The organism is Pseudomonas sp. FG29 (genome assembly GCF_057809355.1).
The window spans coordinates 1-20289 of the sequence record NZ_JBMDJU010000012.1 but is presented as its reverse complement, the minus strand read 5'-3'; the positions used below and the strand labels follow the sequence as shown (position 1 = coordinate 20289).

At 64.5% G+C, this 20289-nt stretch carries 20 protein-coding genes; 10 read left to right on the top strand and 10 right to left on the bottom strand.

Translation table 11 applies throughout. From position 1 onward, the window contains the following. The first annotated feature begins 57 nt into the window (after positions 1-57). On the top strand, positions 58-771 hold the full coding sequence (locus ACODS1_RS13900; RefSeq protein ID WP_489086120.1) for a trypsin-like peptidase domain-containing protein: 714 nt from the start codon (positions 58-60) through the stop codon (positions 769-771). 234 nt (positions 772-1005) lie between these two features. Here the strand turns inward: ACODS1_RS13900 and ACODS1_RS13895 are convergent, their stop codons facing one another. From ACODS1_RS13895 to ACODS1_RS13875, 5 genes are all read right to left on the bottom strand, one after another. Further along, positions 1006-2613: a malate:quinone oxidoreductase gene (locus ACODS1_RS13895; RefSeq protein WP_489086119.1), complete on the bottom strand. Its 1608-nt coding sequence runs from the start codon at positions 2611-2613 to the stop codon at positions 1006-1008. Positions 2614-2906: 293 nt separating this feature from the next. Next, positions 2907-3590 carry an LrgB family protein gene (locus ACODS1_RS13890; RefSeq protein ID WP_489086118.1) on the bottom strand — a complete coding sequence of 228 codons (684 nt, stop codon included), beginning with the start codon at positions 3588-3590 and terminating at the stop codon, positions 2907-2909. Further along, positions 3587-3943, bottom strand: a complete 357-nt coding sequence (locus ACODS1_RS13885) for a CidA/LrgA family protein (RefSeq protein WP_489086117.1) — start codon at positions 3941-3943, stop codon at positions 3587-3589. Before ACODS1_RS13885 ends, ACODS1_RS13890 begins: the two co-directional genes overlap by 4 nt. After that, a complete protein-coding gene (locus ACODS1_RS13880) occupies positions 3940-4458 on the bottom strand; it encodes a DUF934 domain-containing protein (RefSeq protein ID WP_489086116.1) in 519 nt (172 codons plus the stop codon). Before ACODS1_RS13880 ends, ACODS1_RS13885 begins: the two co-directional genes overlap by 4 nt. Then, positions 4455-6122 carry a nitrite/sulfite reductase gene (locus ACODS1_RS13875; RefSeq protein WP_489086115.1) on the bottom strand — a complete coding sequence of 556 codons (1668 nt, stop codon included), beginning with the start codon at positions 6120-6122 and terminating at the stop codon, positions 4455-4457. The genes ACODS1_RS13880 and ACODS1_RS13875 overlap by 4 nt, the downstream gene beginning before the upstream one ends. A gap of 342 nt (positions 6123-6464) precedes the next feature. Here ACODS1_RS13875 and ccoG point away from each other — a divergent pair, with 342 nt between their 5' ends. The 3 genes from ccoG (at position 6465) to ubiM (ending at position 10858) form a co-directional block, all read left to right on the top strand. Beyond that, positions 6465-7877, top strand: coding sequence for a cytochrome c oxidase accessory protein CcoG (gene ccoG / locus ACODS1_RS13870; RefSeq protein ID WP_489086114.1), 1413 nt, complete (start codon positions 6465-6467; stop codon positions 7875-7877). A gap of 166 nt (positions 7878-8043) precedes the next feature. After that, positions 8044-9456, top strand: coding sequence for a GntR family transcriptional regulator MpaR (gene mapR, locus ACODS1_RS13865; protein WP_489086113.1), 1413 nt, complete (start codon positions 8044-8046; stop codon positions 9454-9456). Positions 9457-9685: 229 nt separating this feature from the next. Then, positions 9686-10858, top strand: coding sequence for a 5-demethoxyubiquinol-8 5-hydroxylase UbiM (gene ubiM, locus ACODS1_RS13860; protein WP_489086112.1), 1173 nt, complete (start codon positions 9686-9688; stop codon positions 10856-10858). Between the two features lie 4 nt (positions 10859-10862). On the opposite strand, the gene ACODS1_RS13855 is transcribed toward ubiM, so the two are convergent. From ACODS1_RS13855 to ACODS1_RS13845, 3 genes are all read right to left on the bottom strand, one after another. Continuing rightward, positions 10863-11528, bottom strand: a complete 666-nt coding sequence (locus ACODS1_RS13855; protein WP_489086111.1) for a TIGR04211 family SH3 domain-containing protein — start codon at positions 11526-11528, stop codon at positions 10863-10865. A gap of 202 nt (positions 11529-11730) precedes the next feature. Further along, positions 11731-13086 carry a putative bifunctional diguanylate cyclase/phosphodiesterase gene (locus ACODS1_RS13850; protein WP_489086110.1) on the bottom strand — a complete coding sequence of 452 codons (1356 nt, stop codon included), beginning with the start codon at positions 13084-13086 and terminating at the stop codon, positions 11731-11733. Between the two features lie 72 nt (positions 13087-13158). Next, positions 13159-14058 (bottom strand): LysR family transcriptional regulator, encoded by a 900-nt coding sequence (locus ACODS1_RS13845; RefSeq protein WP_489086109.1) that lies wholly within the window; start codon positions 14056-14058, stop codon positions 13159-13161. Positions 14059-14159: 101 nt separating this feature from the next. Between ACODS1_RS13845 and ACODS1_RS13840 the strand changes: the two genes are divergently transcribed. From ACODS1_RS13840 to ACODS1_RS13815, 6 genes are all read left to right on the top strand, one after another. Further along, positions 14160-15023 (top strand): MBL fold metallo-hydrolase, encoded by an 864-nt coding sequence (locus tag ACODS1_RS13840; protein ID WP_489086108.1) that lies wholly within the window; start codon positions 14160-14162, stop codon positions 15021-15023. Continuing rightward, entirely contained in the window at positions 15020-15712 is a 693-nt protein-coding gene (locus ACODS1_RS13835; protein WP_489086107.1) for an SDR family oxidoreductase, read from the top strand. Before ACODS1_RS13840 ends, ACODS1_RS13835 begins: the two co-directional genes overlap by 4 nt. A gap of 230 nt (positions 15713-15942) precedes the next feature. Next, a complete protein-coding gene (locus ACODS1_RS13830; protein WP_489086106.1) occupies positions 15943-17721 on the top strand; it encodes an acyl-CoA dehydrogenase C-terminal domain-containing protein in 1779 nt (592 codons plus the stop codon). Positions 17722-17850: 129 nt separating this feature from the next. After that, positions 17851-18390 carry a chalcone isomerase family protein gene (locus tag ACODS1_RS13825; RefSeq protein WP_489086105.1) on the top strand — a complete coding sequence of 180 codons (540 nt, stop codon included), beginning with the start codon at positions 17851-17853 and terminating at the stop codon, positions 18388-18390. An 8-nt stretch (positions 18391-18398) separates the two neighbouring features. Next, positions 18399-18932, top strand: a complete 534-nt coding sequence (locus ACODS1_RS13820) for a DUF3833 domain-containing protein (protein ID WP_489086104.1) — start codon at positions 18399-18401, stop codon at positions 18930-18932. Beyond that, the gene (locus tag ACODS1_RS13815; RefSeq protein ID WP_489086103.1) at positions 18929-19627 is read left to right on the top strand and encodes an SDR family NAD(P)-dependent oxidoreductase; all 699 of its coding nucleotides are present in this window, start codon (positions 18929-18931) and stop codon (positions 19625-19627) included. The genes ACODS1_RS13820 and ACODS1_RS13815 overlap by 4 nt, the downstream gene beginning before the upstream one ends. 6 nt (positions 19628-19633) lie before the next feature. On the opposite strand, the gene ACODS1_RS13810 is transcribed toward ACODS1_RS13815, so the two are convergent. After that, the gene (locus tag ACODS1_RS13810; RefSeq protein WP_489086102.1) at positions 19634-20035 is read right to left on the bottom strand and encodes a hypothetical protein; all 402 of its coding nucleotides are present in this window, start codon (positions 20033-20035) and stop codon (positions 19634-19636) included. Between the two features lie 43 nt (positions 20036-20078). Next, positions 20079-20289: hypothetical protein (locus ACODS1_RS13805; RefSeq protein ID WP_489086101.1), on the bottom strand; the 211-nt coding region annotated here is incomplete at its 5' end.

Sequence of the window (20289 nt, the reverse complement as noted above, 5' to 3'; positions counted from 1 at the left end):
CCAGTCTCGCGCCTGGCAGTCATTGGATAAGCCCCATACCGGCAGGAGGCCGCGACCATGATCGATTCCCTGATGCTCAGCGCAGCACGCATTACCACGCTGGCGGCTGGGCAGATACTGACCAACGCCAGTGGTTTCTTCTTCCGCCGTGAGGGCCGTCTGTATCTGGTCAGCAGCCGCCACGTCGTGCTCGACGAGCCCAGTGGCCACCAGCCGGACAGCCTGCAGATCGAACTGCACACCGATGCCGACAACCTGGCCAGCACCGTCAGCTTCGCCATCCCGCTGTATGACGGCGAGCAGCAGCTGTGGCGACAAGGCATGGATGGCGCGGGCGAGATCGATGTGGCGGTGATCGAACTGGATCAGGCCGCCCTGCCCCACAACGGCGCCTACCAGGCCTTCACCCCGCAGCATCTGCTGCAAGCCGACGAACACGTGGAGATCGGCTCGACCTTGCTGGTGGTCGGCTTCCCGCTGGGCTTTCAGGACACCCTGCACCGCATGCCGGTGGCACGCCATGCCGGGCTGGCCTCGTCCTTCGGTTTGCGCTTCCACGGGCTGGGCTACTTCCTGACCGATGGCCGCACCCATCGTGGCCTCAGCGGCGCGCCGGTGGTCAAACGCGCCAACATCGACAGCGAACTGCCGTGGACGTTGCTGGGCATCCACTCCACCCGCCTGCTGGGCAACCGCGACGAAGATCAGGACGAAGCACTGGGCCTGAACTGCACCTGGTATGCCGATATTCTGATGACGCTGACGGAGTAACCGTATGACATCGTGGGCATGTCACCGGGTTGCGACTGGGCTACGGTACTTGCATGCAAGCCGGTGACTTGGGCAGACAAAAAGATCGCGGCTGAAGCCGCTCCTAAAGGTGTTTATTGGTCGAGTAGGAGCGGCTTCAGCCGCGAACGCTTCAGCTCACGAATTTCAGCCGCCCAATAAAAAACCCGCCGTGCGCATCACGCAGGGCGGGTTTATCTACTGCGCCGGGCGACCTTACAGGGTCACGGCTTTCGGCTCGGGCTCGACGGCCATTTCCATATCCGGCGCCACCTCGATGTACTGCAGTTGCAGACGCTCGCTGCTCCACTGACGGATGCGGTTGGTCAGTTCCAGGTCATCGTTGAGCTTCTGCCCATAGGACGGGATGATCTCCTTCAGGCGTGCCTGCCACTCGGGGGTGGCGACCTTGTCGGCGAAGGCCTTCTCGATCAGGTGCAGCATGATCGGTGCGGCGGTGGAGGCACCCGGCGAAGCGCCCAGCAGCGCGCTGATGCTGCCGTCGGCGGAGGTCACCACCTCGGTGCCGAACTGCAGCACGCCACCCTTCTCCGGGTCTTTCTTGATGATCTGCACGCGCTGACCGGCATCGAGCAGTTCCCAGTCTTCGTCACGCGCCTGCGGGAAGTATTCGCGCAAGGATGCCATGCGCTCTTCCCGGCTGAGCATCAGTTGCCCCATCAGGTAGGTGCTCAGCGACCAGTTGTCCATGCCGGCGTTGACCATGGGCATGAAGTTATCGGTGGTCATCGCGCTGAACATGTCGAGCAGCGAGCCGTTCTTGAGGAACTTGGTGGAGAAGGTAGCGAACGGGCCGAACAGCAGCACGGTCTCGCCATCGATCACGCGAGTGTCCAGGTGCGGCACGGACATGGGCGGCGAGCCCACCGAAGCCTTGCCGTAGACCTTGGCCAGGTGCTGGGCGACCACGTCCTGATTGCGGGTCATGAGGAACTGGCCACCGACCGGGAAGCCGGCGTAACCCTCGGCTTCTTCGATGCCGGACTTCTGCAGCAGCTTGAGTGCGCCACCACCGGCGCCAATGAAGACGAAGCGGGCGTTGACGGTCTGCTCCACGCCACCCTTGGCCAGGTCGGCCACGGTCACGCGCCAGGTGCCGTCGTCGTTGCGCTGCAGGTCACGAACTTCGTGCTCCAGGTGCAGGCTGGCCTTGTCCTTGCCGATCAGCGAGTCGATCAACTGGCGGGTGATCTCGCCGAAGTTGACGTCGGTGCCGATGGCCATGCGCGTCGCTGCGACCTTCTGCTGCGGGTCACGGCCTTGCATGATCAGCGGCACCCACTGGGCGATCTGCGCGTGATCCTCGCTGAACTCCATGCCACGGAACAGATTGCTGTGCTGCAGCGCGGCGTGGCGCTTGCGCAGGTACTCAACGTTCTCTTCACCCCAGACGAAGCTCATGTGCGGTGCATTGTTGATGAAGCTCTTGGGCTTGCTCAGCACCTCACGCTCGACCTGGGTAGCCCAGAACTGCTTGGAGATCTCGAACGATTCGTTAATGACGATGGCCTTGCTGATGTCGATACCGCCGTCGGCGGTTTCCGGCGTGTAGTTCAGCTCGCAGAAGGCCGAGTGACCGGTACCAGCGTTGTTCCAGGCGTTGGAGCTCTCGCCGGCAACACGGTCGAGACGCTCGTAGATGTCGATGCTCCAGTCGGGCTGCAGCTCGTTGAGGTACGTGCCGAGGGTGGCACTCATGACGCCAGCACCAATCAGTACGACGTCGACGGTTTTCTCGGGCTCCTGGGGTTTGGAGCAACCGATGACGCTGAGGCAGAGCAGCGTCAGCAGGATTTTCTTCATGGGACAGTCCAGTGTTGTCGCACGGCGATGAGCCATGCAGGCAAGGTTTCGAGTAGCAGCCGTATGGGCCGCTCATGGGCGATAGCCGCAGGTCTGCGGCGCGGCGGGAGGAAGGGTGCTTCAGGCCTCTTGATGGGCGTACTCCAGCGCGCCGCGGGCTAGAGCAAGTTACGTGCCGCTGAAAGGTTTCAGCTGTACTTTCGCGGCTTTCTGCCGCAGGCCTCAGGAGAATCTGGCGAGAACTCGCCAGATACCTGAGCAGCAGCCACGGCAGGTGGCGGGATTTCGCCCGCTCAAGCCAGTAGCAGCGGCAAGAGCAAGGCCGTGATGATCCCCAGCAGGCTCATGCCCAACGCCGCGAAGGCGCCGCACTCTTCACCTTCCTGCAGGGCGTGGGCGGTGCCGATGGCATGGGCGTTGATGCCGTAGCTCAGGCCGCGCGCAGCCGGATGCTCGACGCCTGCCCAGCGCAGCAACAGCGGCCCCAGCGCCGTGCCGATCACCCCGGTGAGCATCACCATCACCGCTGCCAGCGACGCCACACCGCCGATCTGCTCGGCCACCGGCATGGCAATCGGCATGGTGACGAACTTGGGCGCCAGGCTCATCACCACGCTCCAGTCGGCGCCCAGCGCCCAGCCGATGCCCAGGGTCAACGCCACCGACAGCACACCGCCGGCACAGAGGGTGATCAGCACCGGCCAGAACAGTTGGCGAATGCGCGCGATATTGTGCTGCAGCGGCACGGCTAGGACGATGGTGGCCGGCCCCAGCAGCCAGGCGATGGGCTCGGCGCCGGCGCGGTAGGTGGCGTAGTCGACACCGCAGGCCAGCAGCGTGCTGACGATCAGCACCACGGACACCAGCACCGGTTGCAACAGCAACCAGCCGCTGCGCCGATAGAGCCAGGCGGCGATGAGAAAAGCCGCCAGGGTCAGCGCGATGGCGAACAGCGGATGTTGAGTCAGCGCGCTCATCGCTTGCGCTCCTGGCGGCGGATCAGGGTTTGCAGCAACCAGCCGCAGAACGGCACGGTGATCAGCAGCGACAGCACCAGCGCGGTGGCGATCACCGGCAGTTCGGCGAGCAGCAGGTCACCGCTGGTCATGATCCCCGAGGCCGGCACGGCCAGCAGCAGCGGCAGAAATGGCAGCAAGCCACCGGCGGCCTGCTGCAACGGCTCGGGCACGCTGCCACGCCACATCAGCCACACCGACAGCAGCAACAGACCAATGATGGCGGCCGGCAGCATCGGCAGCAGCCAGTGATTGAGCGCGACACCCGCGAGTTGCAGCAGCACCAGCCAGAACAGGCCGCGCAGCAGCGTCATAGCGACTCCTCCCTGATGCGTCCGCGCCGGAACAGGGGGCGCGGTTCGATGGCCGAGCGGCCATAGAGCACGCTCAGGCCAGCCAGCCCCTTGAGCGCATCCTCCAACGATTTGTCGGCGCGCACGGCAAAGGCATCGAAGCCGCACTGGCGCATATGCGCCAACTGGTCACGCAGCACGTCACCCACCGCGCGCAACTCGCCGCGCCAGCCCAGGCGGGTGCGCAGCAGGTACGCCTGGCTGTAGCCACGGCCGTCGCGGAAGCTGGGAAAGTCGATGGCGATCAGCGGCAGGCTGGCGAGAAACGGCTGCAGCACTTGCGGCTCGTCATCCACCTGCAACAGCAGGCCGTCGGCGCTCATCGCCCTGCCCTTCAGCACCTCGGCGGATTGCCGTTCGCGCCAGGCGGCAAGGGGCAGGATCAGCGGCGCGCCGCTCTCTTCGCCCTGCAGTTGCCAGGGATCGTCGTCGACGATGCAGGCCTGGCCCTCGACCAGGCGTATCAGGTTGTTCATGCCACCTCCTCGCGGCGGTACACGCGCTCCTTGAACGGCTCCAGGCCGATGCGCTGGAAGGTGTCGAGAAAGCCCTCGCCCACCTCGCGATAGTCCACGTATGTGCCGACGATGCGCTCGATCACCTCGGGCACCTGCTCGGCGGCGAACGACGGGCCGATCACCTTGCCCAGCGCCGCCTGCTGACCCTGGCTGCCGCCGAGGGTGAGTTGGTACCACTCGCTGCCGTTCTTGTCGACGCCGAGGATGCCGATGTTGCCGATATGGTGATGGCCGCAAGCGTTCATGCAACCGGAGATGTTCAGGCTCAGCTCGCCCAGATCATGCAGGTAGTCGAGGTCGTCGAAACGCAGCTGGATGGCCTGGGCAATGGGGATCGACTTGGCATTGGCCAACGAGCAGAAGTCACCCCCGGGGCAGGCGATGATATCGGTCAGCAGGCCGGCGTTGGCGGTGCCCAGGCCGGCTGCCTGAGCCTCCAGCCATAGCGCATGCAGATCGGCCTTGCGTACATCGGGCAGCACCAGGTTCTGCTCGTGGGCGATGCGAATCTCGCCGAAACCGTAGCGCTCGCTCCACTCGGCCACGGCCTGCATCTGCGCAGCGGTGATGTCACCGGGCGGCGCGCTGATACCGGGTTTGGTCGACAGCACCACACTGACGTAACCCGGCACCTGGTGCGCCATGACATTGCGCGCGACCCAGCGAGCGAAACCGGCGTCGCGCGCCAGGTGGGTGCCAAAGTCCAGATCGGTCTGCGCCAGCGACGCGTAGGCAGGCCGACGGAAAGAAGCGGCGACGCGCTGATACTCGTCCTCGGTCAGTTGCGCCGGGCCGTCCTTGATCATCTGCCACTCACGCTCCACCTCGGCGGCGAAGGCCTCGATGCCGAGGGCCTTGACCAGGATCTTGATGCGCGCCTTGTACTTGTTGTCGCGCCGGCCATGGCGGTTGTACACGCGCAGGATGGCCTCGACATACGACAGCAGGTCGCGCCAGGACAGGCCCTCACGCAGTGGCTGAGCGATGATCGGCGTACGCCCCAGACCGCCGCCGACCAAGACGCGCAGCAGCAGCTCGCCAGCAGCGTCGCGGTAGACCTGCAAGCCTATATCGTGCACCTGCACCGCTGCGCGATCCTGCTCGGCGGCGCACAGGGCGATCTTGAACTTGCGCGGCAGGAAGAGGAATTCCGGGTTGACCGTCGACCACTGACGGAGGATCTCGGCCAGAGGACGCGGGTCGAGGTATTCGTCGGCGGCGACCCCGGCGAAGGCCTCGGTGGTGATGTTGCGCACGCAGTTGCCCGAGGTCTGGATGGCATGCATGTCGTGATCGGCCAACCAGTCGAGGATGTCCGGCACGCGCTCCAGCTCGATCCAGTTGAACTGGATATTCTGCCGCGTGGTGAAGTGGCCGTAGCCGCTGTCGTACTCACGGGCGATATGCGCCAGCGCGCACATCTGCCTGGCCGACAGGGTGCCGTAGGGGATGGCCACGCGCAGCATGTAGGCATGCTTTTGCAGGTACAGGCCGTTCTGCAGGCGCAGCGGCAGGAACTCCTCCTCGCTCAGCTCATCGGCCAGGCGCCGCTGTACCTGGTCGCGGAACTGGGCGACGCGCTCGCGCACCAGCGCACGGTCATAATCGTCGTATTGGTACATGCCGGCAGGCCTCCTGATCACGGGGAGCCGACTATGCCTGCCAGGCGTGCACCGAAAACAGCGCCAGAAAAGCCTTAAAAAAGCGGATCAGATCGGTACGCCATGGATCGCTGCAGCGCACTGATTGGCGTGGCGCGATGTCGCAGGGCGGCCTCTATATCGCCAACCAGCAAAGCTACAGGCGCCAGACAGGGCGCGGCTTAACGAGCTGTCTGACACCACCCCCTGCGTTCGCCTCAGCCATCTGATCTGCTTTTTTATCGAAAACCTGAGTCTGTTTTGCAAACAGCCCCACTCGGATCATGCCGCCAGCCTGAATAAACGCCTGATGAGGGCAACTAAATGACCGATCTGATCCCCGTGCGCAGCGTCGAGACCCTCGACCCGAGCAAACCCATCCGCCTGACACCGGCCCAGGCCGGCGGCCCGATCCATACGCGCAGCTTCACCGGGCGCTTTCGCAACCTGCGCCTGCTCGGCGCCGGCCTGCTGTTCCTGCTGTTCTTCGGCACCGCCTGGCTCGACTGGAACGGCCGCCAGGCCGTGCTCTGGGACTTGGAGAACCGCCAGTTCCATATCTTCGGCGCGACCTTCTGGCCACAGGATTTCATCCTGCTCTCGGCGATCCTGATCATCGCCGCCTTCGGCCTGTTCTTCATCACCGTGCTGGCTGGCCGCGTCTGGTGCGGCTATGCCTGCCCGCAGAGCGTGTGGACCTGGGTCTTCATGCGTGTCGAGCAGATCACCGAGGGCGACCGTGGCCAGCGCATCAAGCTCGACGCCGCGCCCTGGTCGCTGCAGAAACTGGCCCGGCGCAGCGCCAAGCACAGCCTGTGGCTGGCGGTAAGCCTGCTCACCGCACTGGCCTTCGTCGGCTACTTCACCCCGGTGCGCCAGTTGACGCTCGACCTGGCGACCTTCGAAGTCGGCGCCACCACGGCGTTCTGGGTGCTGTTCTTCACCGCCGCCACCTATATCAACGCTGGCTGGCTGCGAGAAAAGGTGTGCCGCGACATGTGCCCCTACTCGCGCTTCCAGAGCGTGATGTTCGACAGCGATACGCTGGTCATCTCCTACGACGCCGCCCGTGGCGAAAACCGTGGCCCACGGCGCAAGGACGCCGACTACAAGGCCGAGGGCCTGGGTGATTGCATCGACTGCACGATGTGCGTGCAGGTCTGCCCCACCGGCATCGACATCCGCGACGGCCTGCAACTGGAGTGCATCGGCTGCGGTGCCTGCGTCGACGCCTGCGACAGCATCATGGACAAGCTCGGCTATGAACGCGGCCTGGTGCGCTACAGCTCGGAGAACGAGTTGGCCGGCGGCAAGACCCACTGGTTGCGCCCACGCCTGATCGGCTACGCGGCGATGCTGGCGGTGATGATCGGCGCCTTCGTCTGGGCCTTGGCAGAGCGCCCGCTGATCTCCCTCGACGTGACCCGCGACCGTGGTCTGTTCCGCGAGAACGCCCTGGGTCAGATCGAGAACATCTACAGCCTGAAGATCATCAACAAGACCCAGCAGCCGCGCAGCTATGCCATCGCCCTGGTAAAGCCTGGCGACTTCGAACTGCACGGCCCGCGCACGCTGAACCTGGCACCGGGCGAGATTCGCGATCTGCCGGTCAATGTCGCCCTGACCTCTACCAACAACGGCGCCAGCACACGTACGGTGGAATTCGAGGTGAGCGATCAGGCCAACCCGGACAGCCGCGTCAGCACCCAAAGCACCTTCCTCGCGCCGCTGCGTTGAGGCCTGTAGCCCGGATGCAATCCGGGGGCTCTGTGCCCGTTCCCCGGATTGCATCCGGGCTACATCCGCCATCCTCCTCCTGAACGATTCACGAGGCACTGCCATGTCTGCCGCTCACCCCGTAAAGTGTTCGCCCATACCCTTTGCGGCGGTGAACCAGGACAGGATGAAACGCTACGAGAAATTCGCCGACGAGATTGCCGAGCTGATCCGCACCGGCGTGCTCGGCCCCGGTGAAAAAGTGCCCTCGGTGCGCCATGCCAGCCGTACCTACGGCGTCAGCCCGTCCACCGTGTTCCAGGCCTACTACCTGCTGGAAGACCGTGGCCTGATCCAGGCGCGCGCACGCTCCGGCTACTTCGTTCGCGAACACGCCAAGCGCCCGCTGCACGAACCGGAGCTTAGCGCCCACGCAGCCCACACCACCGAGGTCGACGTCAGCGAGCTGGTGTTCTCCGTACTCGCGTCGCTGAAAGACCCACACACCGTGCCCTTCGGCTCAGCCTTCCCCAGCCCCGATCTGTTCCCCCTGCCGCGCCTGGCCAAGAGCATGGCGCACGCCCTGCGCAGACTCTCGCCGCACGAGATCATCGCCGACATGACCGCCGGCAACGCCGACCTGCGTCGGCAGATCGCCCTGCGCTACATGGTCAGCGGCGTGATGCTGCCGATGGAGGAGCTGGTGATCAGCAACGGCGCCATGGAAGCGCTCAACCTCTGCCTGCAATGCGTGACCCAGCCGGGCGATCTGGTGGCCATCGAGTCGCCGACCTTCTACGCCTGCCTGCAGGTGCTGGAACGCCTGCAGCTCAAGGCGGTGGAAATTCCCGTGCACCCGCGCGAGGGCATCGACCTGAAGGCTCTGTCGCAGAGCCTGGAACAACTGCCAATCAAGGCCTGCTGGTTTATGAGCAGCCTGCAGAACCCGTTGGGCGCGAGCATGAGCGAGGAGAAGAAGCAGGCGCTGTACGAGCTGCTGGTGGAGCATCAGGTGCCGCTGATCGAGGACGACGTGTACGCCGAGCTGTACTTCGGCAGCCACCCGCCCAAGCCGGTGAAGAGCTTCGACTGCGACGGCCTGGTGATGCATTGCAGCTCGTTCTCCAAGAGCCTGGCGCCGGGTTATCGCATCGGCTGGGTGGCCGGCGGACGCTATGCCGAGCAGATCGCCCGGCTCAAGCTGATGACCACCATTTCCCCTTCGGTACCGGCCCAGGCGGCGCTGGCCGACTACCTGCAGCATGGCGGCTACGACCGCCACCTGCGCAAGTTGCGCCATGCCCTGGAAATGCAGCAGAGCGCGATGCTCGCCTCGGCTGCCCGACACTTTCCCGCCAGCACGCGGGTCACGCGGCCAGCCGGCGGCTACTTCCTCTGGTTCGAATTTCCCGAGCGCCTGGATTCACTGCAACTGCTACGCCTGGCACTGGCCCAGGGCATCAGCCTGGCGCCGGGGCCGATCTTCTCCGCCAGCCAGGGCTTTCGCCACTGCGCACGGCTGAATTACGGCCACCCATGGAATCCGCGCAGCGAACAGGCCATGGAAGTGCTGGGGCGTCTGGTGGCCGGATTGTTATAGCCCGCGACAAGTGCTTCATTTCCTGTCGCGGCTAAAGCCCCTCCCACAAATCATCTGCGCCTGCAGGTAGGAGCGGCTTTAGCCGCGATTGCTAACCATGATCCCGGACAATATCAGGCACTACCTGCCGGCCTAGACTCGCCCTTCCGAGTTCACGTAGGGCGGGTGAAACCCGCCGCCCTCGTGGCGGGCTTCGCCCGCCCCACCAACCCGCACGGAGAGCAGCAGCATGTCCCCCGATATCGTCATCGTCGGCGCCGGCCCAGCGGGCCTGTGCCTGGCGCGCGCCCTGTCCGGGCACGGCCTGTCCATTCTCGTGCTGGAGCGCCAGGCCGAACAGGCCGTGGCGGAGCCGGCTTTCGACGGCCGTGAGATCGCCCTCACCCATGGCTCGCAGGCGCTGCTCGAACGCCTCGGGCTGTGGGCGCGCCTGCCCGATGAAGAGGTCGCCGTGCTGCGCGATGCCCAGGTGTTCAACGGGCCGTCGCTGTTCGCCCTGAAGATCCGCGCCGAGCAAGCCGGGGCCGAGCGCCTCGGCCATCTGGTGGCCAACCAGGCGATCCGCCGCGCCGCCTATCAGGCCGTGAGCGACTGCGCCGATGTGCAACTGCTGTGCGAAAGCAGCGTGCGCACCATCGAGCACGGAGAGAGCAAGGTGAAACTGCTGCTGCACGACGGCCAGGTGCTGCAACCGCGCCTGCTGGTGGCTGCCGACAGCCGCTTCTCCGAGACCCGTCGTCAGCTCGGCATCGGTGCGCAACTCAAGGACTTCGGCAAGACCATGTTGGTATGCCGCATGCAGCACGAACAGGATCACCAGCAGGTGGCCTGGGAGTGGTTCGGCTACGGCCAGACCCTCGCCCTGCTGCCGCTGAATGGCCGGCAGTCGTCCACCGTGCTGACCCTGCCGCCACGCGAGATCGAGCGCCTGCAGAAGCTGGACGAAGCCACCTTCGCCCGCGAGATGGAGCAGCGCTTCGACCGCCGCCTGGGCGCCATGCAACTGGTTAGCGCTCGCCATGCCTACCCGCTGGTAGGCGCCTATGCGCGGCGCATGGTCGGCAACCGCTGCGCCCTGCTCGGTGATGCCGCCGTGGGCATGCACCCGGTCACCGCGCACGGCTTCAACTTCGGGCTTATAGGCGTGCAGCTACTGAGCGACGCCCTGCTGGCGGCTCATGCCAAGGGCCAGGACATCGCTGCAAGCTCCGCCCTGGCGCGCTACGAGCGGCAACTGCGCCTGGCCACCTGGCCGCTGTACCAGGCCACCAACCTGCTGGTGGAGCTGTACACCAACGACCGCCTCCCCGCGCGCCTGCTACGCGGCGCCGGATTGCGCGTGGCACAGGGCCTGCTGCCGCTGAAGAAAGGCATCGCCCGTCATCTCACGGCCAGCGCCTGAGGCCTCACACCCACTGATCGTTACGCTTTCGGCGCACGCGCAGCATGGTCGGCAGGATCAGCCCGAGCAGCAGGCCAGCACCGGCGATACTGCCGCCATAGGCCATGTAGCGCATCAGCACCTGCTGCTGCTCGTTACCCAGTTGCGCCTGGGCATCACGCAGTTGCGAACGGGTGGTGGTCAGCTCGGCATCCAGCGCACCACGAGCGGCCTGCAACTCGTCGATCAGTTGCTTGCGTGAATCCAGGGTCTCCTGCATGCCCTGCACGCGCGCCTTCCAGGCATCGTCGATGCCCTTGAGCTCGGCCGTCAGGTCGGCGACCTTCTGCTCCAGTTGCGGCAGGCGCTCGGCCTGACCCGGCACCGATTGCAGGTCGCGGCTGGGAATCCAGACAGCATCGCCGTTCTCGCTGCGCACCTGGCTGTAATCGCCCTGGGTACGTAGCAGCGTCACTTTTTGCCCGGAGACCAGGGTACCGACGATGCGATAGCCATCGGTCGGGCCACTGCGTACGTAGGTGTTGAGGCTGTCGCTGACCCAGCGCTGATCGCTGGCGGCTTCTTCGGCGTGCAGGGGTGCAGCACAGAGCAGGCTGCCAAGCAGGCAGGCGCCCAGCAAGCGGGACGGTGTCGGAGTATGGCGAACGGAAAGCGGGCGGGATAAGCGCATAGGAAATCTTCGACTGGCAATGGTACGAAGCCCGACTGACGGGCGTGACAGAGGAAGGCCAACAGGTTGAATACAGGATCGCCACCGAAAGCTGCAAAATGAAAGCAAATGGCCATTAAATCCCGCCCTGACAAGCCAACAGCAGACAGACCCTGGCAGGCCGCTGCGAGTTCAGTCGAAGCGCAAATGGAGGATGGACGGTTCAGCCGTTATGGCGCTGAACGAAGTGACAGAAGTCTTCGAAGGGCATCGGCCTGCCCAGCAGGTAGCCCTGGAACTGGTGGCAGCCGTTATCGTTGAGGAAATGCAACTGCGCCTCGGTTTCCACCCCCTCGGCGATCACCGTCATGCCCATGCTCTGGCCGAGGGCGATCACGGTACGCACGATGGTTTCGCTGTTGGCATCGGTGGGGACGTCGCAGATGAACGAGCGGTCGATCTTCAGCTTGCTCAGCGGCAAGCGCTTGAGGTGGCTGAGGGAAGAAAACCCGGTACCGAAATCATCCAGCGAGAAACGCACGCCACGCTCGACCAGCGCCGCCATCTTGCTGGTGAGGTCTTCCATGTCCTGCACGATCAGGGTTTCGGTCAGTTCCAGTTCCAGGCGCCGTGCGTCGATACCATGGCGCTGGATCAGGTCGAGGATCTCGGCGACGAAACTGGCCTGGCCGGCCTGCTTCTGGCTTATGTTCACTGCCAGGCTGAGATCCTGGTAGAGCGGGTCGACCTGCCATTGGCGCAGGCGTGCGGCGGTCTGTTCCAGCACCCACTGGCCGATGGCGATGATCAGGCCGGTCTTTTCCGCATGATCGATGAACTCGCCCGGGCCGAGCAGCCCCCGTTGCGGGTGCTGCCAACGGATCAGCAGCTCGGCGCCGAGTACCCGATTGTGGTCGTCCAGCTGCGGCTGGTAATAGAGCACGAACTGCTGTTCACGCAGAGCGGCCTGCAGGTCGCGATCCAGCCCGGAACGCTCGGCAGTGTCGGTCTGCAGGATATGCAGGAGCATGAACAGCATGGCCATGGCCGCCGCGCCCTGTAGCCAGGAGCCGAACGCACGCACCTCGTCGGGCAAGGCGTAGGCCAGGGTCGGCGACCAGTTAGAGGCGCCCAGCGCCAGAAACAGCACGAAGCAGAACAGGCACATGCCGTAGCGCAGCCACAGGGCTTCATCGCGGAAGGCCATCAGCGCGGCGACCGCCACTGGCAGCAGGTACAGGTGGGTCGCGCGTGGCGCGGCTGCCGTCTGCGGATCGAGAAACAGGGTCGAGCCGACGATGACCAGAATCAGCGCGGCGAACATCACCAGGTTGGCGCCGCGTACCCGGTTCTTCAGGGTCAGGATGAAAACGGCCACGCCACTGGCAATGAGCGCCACATCCATGACCACGATGGGCCAATAACCCCGGACGGCGAAGAACAGACCCCAGCTCAGCCCTACCAGTGGCATCACCAGGCTGGCCAACAGGCGCATGCGCCGCTCCCGTCGCTGACCGATCAGCGCGAGATCCGGGGCATCCCAGAGCTGGCGAATACGTTTGAGGAAACTGGCGAGCATGGAGGTGATATCCGATATGCCATCACCTTCATTCTCGAAGGTCGCTGGCCGAATGCAAGTATGGCTGGTGTTTCAGGGTTGCCAGTGTGCCTCGCTGGCCAGGCGTTCGGCGATGAAATCCAGCAACAGGCGCATCGCCGGCAGCATCTGCCGCCGCGTGCCGTAGAGAGCGTGGATGCCCAGCTCCGGCGGACGGTAATCCGTCAGCAGGCGTACCAGGCGTCCCTCGCGCAGCAGTCTGTCCACGGAGTACAGCGGCTGCAGGCTGATGCCGCTGCCAGCCAGGGTCGCCTCCAGCAATACCATCGACTCGTTGGCACTGAGGCTGCCGGCTACCGAAACGGCGCTCATCTCGCCCTGATGCTCGAACTCCCACAGGCTGCGGCCGAAATAGGCATAGGCCAGGCAATTGTGCCGGGCCAGATCCTCGGGGCGCTGCGGCGTGCCGTGCCGTGCCAGGTAGGCCGGGCTGGCGCAGACCACCGAGCGGCATACGGCCAGGCGTCGGGCGATCAGATTGGGATCGAGCTGGTTGGTGATGCGCAGCGCCAGGTCGATGCGCGCCTCCACCAGATTGACCGCTTCGCTGCCGACCAGGAGGTCGACGCTGACCTGCGGATAACACTCGGTGAAGGCCTGCAATGCATGCACCAGCCAGGCCTGAGCGAAGGACTGGCTGCAGGTCATGCGCAAGGTGCCGCGTGGCGTATCGTCCGCGCTCTGACCCAGCGCCTGCATGCGCTCGGCCAGCGCCAGCATCTCGCGGCACTGCGGCAGCATCTGCTCGCCGGCCACGGTCAGGCTCAGCTTGCGCGTGCTGCGGTGCAACAGGCGCACGCCGGCCCAGCCTTCGAGTTCGGCCAGGTAACGCGACACCATCGCCCGCGACATGTCCAGCGCATCGGCAGCAGCGGTCTGACTGCCCCGCTCCACCACCTCGACAAATACCCGCGCTGCCGTCAGTCGATCCATGATTCGCTCGATTCATGCAATGAAGATGGCCAGCTTACGGGGCTTTTCGCTCGCCGGGTAGCGCATAGGATGCAGCCACCCTCACCTGCCTGGAGATCGTCATGTCCCTCGCCACCCGCCTCATCGCCAGCATCGGCCTGCTCGCCGCCGCTGGCAGCGCCCTCGCCCAGCCGCTCACCCTGGACACCTACAACCCGCGTGAAAACGCCGTCTTCCCGGTCAGTTCGACGCTGATCACTGGCGCGAAGGATGCCATTCTGGTCGATGCGCAGTTTTCCAATACAGAAGCCCAGGCATTGGTCGAACGCATTCGCGCCAGTGGCAAGCGCCTGACCACCATATTCATCAGCCATGGCGACCCCGACTATTACTTCGGCCTCGACGTGCTGACCCGCGCCTACCCCGAAGCCAAGGTGCTGGCCACCCCGGCCACCGTCGCCTACATCGAGAAAACCCGCGCGCCGAAGCTGGCCTACTGGGGGCCGATCCTCAAGGACAGCGCGCCGGCCCGCACCCTGGTGCCGCAGGTGCTGCAGGGCAACCTGCTGGAGCTGGAAGGCCAGCGCATCGAGGTGGTCGGCCATGATCCACAGCACACCAGCCTGTGGATTCCCAGCATCAAGGCCGTGGTTGGCAGCGTGCTGACCAGCGCCAACATCCACCTGTGGGTCGCCGATGCGCAGAGCAGCGAAGCGCGGCAGGACTGGCTGAAGTCGCTGGACGAACTCGAAGCCCTGCAACCGACCACGCTGATCCCCGGCCACTATCTCGGTGAACCGGCGATGAACCTGGCCGACCTGCATTTCACCCGCGACTACCTGCAGGCCCTGGAGCAGGAACTGCCCAAGGCCAAGAACAGCCAGGCGCTGATCGCGGCGATGAAGGCGCGTTATCCGAACCTTCAGGATGACAGCAGCCTGGAGCTGAGCGCCAAGGTGCTCAAGGGAGAGATGCAGTGGCCATGAAACGCCAGATCCTGATTTGCGGTGCTTCGCGTGGGCTGGGCCTCGGCCTGGTGCGCGCCTTTCTCGATGCAGGTTGGCAGGTACATGCCGTGGTGCGCGAGCTGCGCCCGGCTAGCCCGCTGGAGGCACTGAACACGCAGCATCCCGAAGCACTGCAGGTGATCGCCTGCAACCTCGACCGGCTCGACGCCTCCTGGACCCTCGGTGCCGCGCTGGCTGGCCAGCGCCTGGACTGCGCGCTGTTCAACGCCGGGGTCTACGGCCCGGTGCATCAGGATCCACGACAGGCCGAGGCCGACGACATCGCTCAGTTGTTCGTGAGCAATGCCATCGCCCCCATCCGCCTGGCCCAGCAACTGGCCGAGCAGGTGGTCGACGGCGGCGTGATCGCCTTCATGAGTTCGCAGATGGCCAGCCTGGAACTGGCGCGCGCCGCCGAGATGCCGCTGTACGGCGCCAGCAAGGCCGCGCTGAACAGCCTGTTGCGCAGTTGGCAGGCGCAGATGCCGCAACTGCCCTGGAGCCTGCTGGCCCTGCATCCCGGCTGGGTACGCACCGACATGGGTGGCGATGCCGCGCCGTTGAGCGTGGAGCAGAGCGCCAGCGGCCTGCGCGACGTGATCATTGCCCAGCTAGGGCGTGGTCAGTGCGCCTTTCTCGACTACCAGGGTCAAGCCCTGCCCTGGTAGACCCGCCTCGCAAACCGCGCCCGGCATCGTCGGGCGCTTTGCTGTCTGCCCCTGCAAAAGCTGTACAAGCCGTACAACCTGCACGGTAAAGCTTCAGCCTCGGCCAGCGGATATCAGTTGGGCGAACCTGTTTTATCGGCAATAACACGCCGAGGGGGTTGCAAAACGATGCGCATAGCTATACAAAAGCTGTACACAAAAAATCCTTGTACAGCTTTGAGTGAATCGCCATGCCGTCATACCGCGCCCCGCTTCGTGACATGCGCTTCGTTTTCGAGGAAGTGCTCGATGCCTACACGACACTCCAGGCTCTGCCCGAGCATCAGGAGCTCAGCGCTGACCTGGGTGGTGCGATCCTCGAAGAAGCGGCCAAGCTGGCCGAGAATGTCCTGGCGCCGCTCAATGGCCCGGGCGACAAGCAAGGCTGCCAGTACGATCCGCAGACTCACTCGGTACGCACCCCGGAAGGTTTCAAGGCGGCTTACAAACAGTTTGCCGAAGGTGGCTGGACCGCTCTGGCATGCACCCCGCAATTCGGTGGTCAGGGCCTGCCCCACGTGCTCAACATGCTGGTCGAGGAAATGACCTGCTCAGCCAACCTGTCGCTGGGCATGTATCCGGGGCTGACCCATGGCGCCATCAACGCCCTGACCAGCCACGGCACGCCCGAACAGCAGGCGCAGTACCTGCCGCGCCTGATCAGCGGTGAGTGGACAGGCACCATGTGCCTCACCGAACCGCAGTGCGGTACCGACCTGGGTCTGATTCGCACCCGCGCCGTGCCTCAGGCCGACGGCAGCTACACCATCAGCGGTACCAAGATCTGGATTACCGGCGGTGAGCACGATCTGGTCGACAACATCGTCCATCTGGTGCTGGCCAAGCTGCCGGATGCGCCGGACAGCGTGAAAGGCATCTCCCTGTTCCTGGTACCCAAGTTCCTCGAGGACGGCAGCCGCAATCCTGCGTTCTGCGGAGGCCTGGAACACAAGATGGGCATCAAGGGCTCGGCCACCTGCGTGATGAATTTCGAGGGTGCCAAGGGCTGGTTGATCGGCGAGCCGAACAAAGGCCTGAGCTGCATGTTCACCATGATGAACTCCGCGCGCCTGATGGTCGGCATGCAGGGTTTGGGCGTAGCCGAAAGCGCCTACCAGATCAGCCTCGGCTTCGCCCGCGAACGCCTGCAGAGCCGCTCCATATCCGGGCCGAAAGCCGCCGACAAGCCGGCCGATCCGATCCTGGTGCATCCGGACGTGCGGCGCATGCTGCTGCGGCAGAAAGTGATGATCGAAGGCTGCCGCGCCCTGGCCTATTTCACCGGTCTGCAACAGGACATCGCCCATGGCGCTGAGGACGCCGAAGCGCGCAGCCGTGCCGACGACCTGGTGCAACTGCTCACGCCGGTGGTCAAGGCCTTCCTCACCGATGAGGGCTTCACCTGCGCCAACGAAGGCCTGCAGGTGCTGGGTGGTTCCGGCTTCACCGAGGACTGGGGCATCGAACAACTGGTGCGTGACAGCCGCATCACACGCATCTACGAAGGCACCAACGGCATCCAGGCGCTGGATCTGGTCGGCCGCAAGCTCGCCCTCGGCGGTGGTCGCGCGGTACGGGCCTTCTTCGCCCTGGTAGATAGCTGGCTCAAGGCCAACCCGGAAGCGCCGCACGTGGCGGCCGTTACCCAGACGCTGCGGCAACTGCAACAGGCCACCCTGTGGCTGGCCAGCGAAGGCAGCAAGGATCCGGAACAGGCCGCCGCCGCTGCCACGCCCTATCTGCGTCTGTTCGCCCTGAGCAGCCTGGCCTGGCTGTGGTCGCAGCAGGCTCAGGTTGCCCAACGACAACTGGATGCCGGCAGCGCGGAAACCCATTTTTATTCGGCCAAGATCAAGTCGGCCGACTTCTTCGTGGCTCGGGTGCTGCCCGAGACCGAAGCCCTGCTCAACGAAATCAAGGCTGGCAAAGCCAGCCTGATGGCCTTCACTGAAGAGGAGTTTGCTGCCTGACGCCGGGCAGCCTCGACAAGCTGCGCAATCCGACAACCCACCACTCCCCCTTTTTGGTTGTCGGATTTTTTTATTCCGTGGTCGTGACCCGCAGCGGTCACGACCACCCAGCCATCGGAGGGATGGAACATGGCGACGCCTGCATTGCGCCTGTGTTCAGCCTGCCTGCTCAGCCTGGTACTGGTTCTGCCGGTGCAGGCCAACAGCCAGGGCTGGCGTGAGCAATTGCCGCAAGCCAACCTGGTGGGCAGTGGTGATTTCAGCTGGTTCGGCTTCTCGGTCTACAACGCCAAGCTATGGAGCCCATCACCGCAGGTGGATTTCGCGGAGCCTTTCGCACTGGAGCTGACCTACCGCCGCAGTATCAGCCGCGAAACCCTGGTCGAGACCAGCCTCGACGAGATACGCCGCATCGACGCCAACGCCCTGCAAGGCGAACGCGAGGTGCAATGGGCCCGGCAGATGAGCAAAGCCTTCGTCGATGTAAGTGACGGCACGCGCATCACCGGCGTGTACCTGCCCGGCAAGGGTTGCCAGTTCTATGTCGACGGCAAGCTGCAGCATGAGGTCGACGACCCGGCCTTCGCCCGCGCCTTCTTTTCCATCTGGCTCGATCCGCAGACCCGCAGCCCGAAACTGCGCGCAGCGCTGCTCGGGCTCAACCCATGAGGTATTCCATGAAAGCCCTGTTGATGGTGCTCGCCAGCCTGCTGCTGATCAGTTGTGGCCAGGTGCCGGTCGAGCGCTACGCCAACGAGAAACCGGCTCTGGATCTGCCGACCTTCTTCTCCGGCCCTGTACAAGCCTGGGGTATGTTCCAGGATCGTTCCGGTGAGGTGATCAAACGCTTCCATGTAAACATCGACAGCCGCCGCGAGGGCGACAAGCTGATCCTCGATGAGCGCTTCCTCTACAGCGACGGCACTCGCCAGCGCCGGGTCTGGACGCTGACGCCCGACGGCACGGGCCGCTGGATCGGTACCGCCGGCGATGTGGTCGGTGAGGCCATCGGCGAAGTCGCCGGCAATGCCCTGCACTGGCGCTACTACCTCAACCTGCCGGTGGATGACAGCACCTACGTCGTCCATTTCGATGACTGGATGTACCTAATGGACGACGACACCATGGTCAACCGCTCGGTGATGAGCAAATTCGGTGTCGAACTCGGTCAGGTGACGCTGTTCTTCCGTCGTGGCGCGGCGCAGCCATGAGCCTGACGAGCCTGGGCAGCGGCTATAAGGCACTGGTGATCGGCGCCAGCGGCACCGTTGGCCAGGCCTTCTGCCAATTGCTGCGCGCCGATGACAACTGCGCCAGCGTATGTGAGCTGAGCCGCAACAGCACGCCGGCGCTCGATCTGGAAGACCCGCACAGTATTGCCACTGCCGCTGAAGCGCTTGCTGACGAAGGGCCTTTCCAGCTTATTTTGCACACCGCAGGGCTGCTGCATCGCCCTGGCATCGCCCCGGAGAAAAGCCTCAACGCCATCGAGGCCGATGCCTTGCAGGCGGTGTTTCAGGTCAATGCCCTGGGCCCGGCGCTGGTGCTGCGTCACTTCCTGCCGTTGCTCGATAAACAGGGCGCCATGGCCATGCTCTCGGCCAAGGTCGGCAGCATCGGCGACAACCGCCTGGGCGGCTGGTACGCCTACCGCGCATCCAAGGCCGCGCTGAACATGCTGATCAAGACCGCCGCCATCGAACTGGCGCGCAGCAAGCCCAAGGCGCGGCTGCTCAGCCTGCACCCCGGCACGGTGATCTCCCCGCTGTCGCAACCCTTTCGCGGCGCCACAGCCGCGCGACCGGCAGACCTGGCCGCCGCGCAAATGCTGCAGGTGATCGACAGCCTCGGCCCCGAGCACAGCGGCAGCTTCCACGCCTATGATGGACAGCCACTGCCCTGGTAAGGGCCGTTACAGGCCGCCGAACAGATCGAAGGAATCCAGCAGACGCCAGGCGATTTCCGGGTTCTTTTCCATGGCTCGGCGGATGGCGGCAGGAATGCTCTGCCGGGTCTTGCGGCACAAACCAGGATGCGCGTCGAAGCGCATGTGAATGCCGCGCATGCTGCGCACCTCACCATGGCTCGGCTCGATATGCAGGCGAATGCCGAGGTTCTCGAACATGCGCTGTTGCATGCGCTCAAGGTCTTCCAGGCTTTGCAGATTTTCCAGGCGTTCGAGCAGGCGCTGCTCCTCGTTGCGGGTTAGCAGCAGCACGCGCGTGTCGGCACCCGGCATGTCCAGCAGCTCGTCGCGCTGGCAGTCGCAGGCACCCGGTGGGCAGGGATTACGCAGAGGTAATGGGGAATTCATGGTTCTGATCATAGCCATAGCCAGGCGAGCTGCCCATCCATGGCTACCGGCTGGCTGACGTCATGAACATGTTGCGGGGAATGCTGGCTTGATACCGGACTAGCAAATTTGTGTTTTTTGGTGTCTGTTCCGAATTGCCGCGTTTTTGTTGATGTTTTTGGTTTTGCCCTCCCGGGCAAGTTACTTTGCGAGCAAAGTAACCAAACCCTTCCGCCCGTTCATCCGGCCCTCGCTGCGCGAGGGTTCGCTCACTC